The following is a 1,012-nucleotide window of genomic DNA, read 5'->3' as shown; positions in this document are numbered from 1 at the left end:
CTGATGCAGCCTTCGGCCTACCTCGTCAACACCGCGCGGGGCGACATCATCGACGAGGACTCGCTGGTCAAGCTCATCCATGACGGCAAGATCGCCGGCGCCGGCCTCGACGTCTACGAGCACGAACCGGCGCTGAACAGCAAGCTGCTGAAGCTTGCCGCCAAGGGCAAGGTGGTGCTTTTGCCGCATATGGGTTCGGCCACGCTCGAGGGCCGCATCGACATGGGCGAGAAGGTGATCATCAACATCCGCGCTTTCTTCGACGGCCACCGTCCGCCGGATCGTGTCCTGCCGCTCAGGACCTGAGGCTTTAAACGGCTATGGTAACGGCGCCGTCCGCGCCAACTCTCACCGCGGTTCCGCGATAGGCATCGAACGCGCCACGCTCGAGCCGTATTGCCATGGGCGTTTCCCAGCCCATTTCCCGCGCCACGATCAGGCCGAGCAGCAGGATGGCGTCGGGCTCGTGCAGCACCAGGGCGGCCGGCGCCCGGCCGTTGTGGACGAGCTCCATCAGCACCGCCGAAGCGGACGACGAGCCGATCGTGCCGGGCAGGAACAGCACCCGGCCGGAAATGACTTCGCCGTGCTGCGGATGGCGGACATCGGCGATGCGGCCTGTCTTCGGGTCGACGCCGCCCCAGAAGCTGATCGGCGCCGTCAGCACCAGCGCTTCGCCTTCGCCCGCCTTGCCCGGCACCAGGATTTCGGCTGCCGCGCTCATGCGGCGATATCCGTGAAAACCGGCTTGCCGAGGACCGCGCTTTCGACGCAGTCGGCGAGCGAGGCGTAGAGCACCGCGTAGCCGGTGTTGCCCGGCGCGTAATGCGCGAACTTGCCCGAATTGGTCATCAGCACGCCATTGCCGAGCTCTGGGCCGAGCTCCGGCATGATCGGCGTCACCACCACGCATGTATCTGCGACGATGACGACCCCGCTCGCCTCGAGCCTTTTTCGCCGGCCGTCCCGCTCCAGCTGGGCGAGCGCGTGGCGGCCGGTGCAGGCATAGATC

3 protein-coding genes are annotated in these 1,012 nt (G+C 66.8%); 1 reads left to right on the top strand and 2 read right to left on the bottom strand.

From position 1 onward, the window contains the following. On the top strand, nt 1-306 hold a 306-nt coding region (locus tag EOD07_RS35635), incomplete at its 5' end, for an NAD(P)-dependent oxidoreductase (protein ID WP_281059120.1). A 4-nt stretch (nt 307-310) separates the two neighbouring features. Here EOD07_RS35635 and EOD07_RS35630 read toward each other — a convergent pair. Further along, nucleotides 311-724: a DUF126 domain-containing protein gene (locus EOD07_RS35630; protein WP_127238454.1), complete on the bottom strand. Its 414-nt coding sequence runs from the start codon at nt 722-724 to the stop codon at nt 311-313. Further along, nucleotides 721-1,012, bottom strand: a 292-nt coding sequence (locus tag EOD07_RS35625; RefSeq protein ID WP_127238453.1) for an aconitase X, incomplete at its 5' end; no start/stop codon positions are given. The genes EOD07_RS35625 and EOD07_RS35630, both read right to left, overlap by 4 nt.

This window comes from Mesorhizobium sp. M2C.T.Ca.TU.002.02.1.1 (assembly GCF_003997225.1).
The sequence above is the reverse complement of the archived record's forward strand: the minus strand, read 5'-3'. Positions and strand labels throughout refer to the sequence as shown.

Excerpts from the sequence above, each read along its gene's own strand:
- EOD07_RS35630 (WP_127238454.1), bottom strand. The coding sequence starts at position 724 with ATGAGCGCGGCAGCCGAAATCCTGGTGCCGGGCAAGGCGGGCGAAGGC.